The sequence below is a fragment of the Neptunomonas sp. CHC150 genome, assembly GCF_030397555.1.
GTDB classification, from domain to species: domain Bacteria; phylum Pseudomonadota; class Gammaproteobacteria; order Pseudomonadales; family Balneatricaceae; genus Neptunomonas; species Neptunomonas phycophila.
In genome coordinates this window covers 1-770 of record NZ_JAPNXU010000022.1, presented here as the reverse complement: position 1 = coordinate 770, position 770 = coordinate 1, and the positions used below count along the sequence as shown (strand labels likewise).

1 protein-coding gene is annotated in these 770 nt (G+C 49.9%); it reads right to left on the bottom strand.

The window, feature by feature from the left end:
• Nucleotides 1–770, bottom strand: a 770-nt coding sequence (locus tag OW491_RS17855; RefSeq protein WP_290037247.1) for an Ig-like domain-containing protein, incomplete at both ends; no start/stop codon positions are given.

Genomic DNA, 770 nt, shown 5'->3' with positions numbered 1-770 from the left:
TGGCAACCGTGCCATTGGCTGCTGAGGCAGAGTCGACTGTGAGCGTATCGCCCTCAACATCGGAATCGTTAGCTAGTACATCCACAGTGACTGGCGTGTCTTCATCCGTTGTAGCTGATTCGCCTGCGGTAGTTGGGTTGTCATTCACGGCATTAATGGTCACCGCTACGGTTGCAGTAGCAGTCCCGCCGTTACCGTCCGTGACCGTATAAGTGATGGTATCGGAGCCAGTGAAGTTTGCATCAGGCGTGTAAGTGATGGTGCCGTCAGGATTAATCGCGACGGTACCGTTACCAGCTGTTGCGCTATCGACGGTAAGCGTATCACCGTCTGCATCGGTATCGTTGGCCAGTACATCTATATTCGCACTCGTATCTTCGTTGAGAGAGGCTGAGTCGTTGTTAGCTGATGGGGAGTTATTACCGGCTGCATTGACATTTACTGAAACTGTAGCATTTGCAACACCACCGTTACCGTCATTAATAGAGTAACTGATGGTATCAGTCCCGTTAAATCCAAGGTTAGGAATGTAGGTTAGCGTTCCGTCTGGGTTAATGGATACGGTTCCGTTAGCAGCACTAGCGCTACTGACAGAAAGGGAATCGCCATCAGAATCGGTGTCATTGTCCAGTACAGTGATAATTGCCGGTGTGTTTTCGTTGGTAGACGCCGAATCATTAACAGCATTTGGGTTATCGTTGATTGGATTGACCGTGACTGCAACGGTAGCCGTTGAGGTACCGCCGTTACCCTGTCTCTTATACACATCT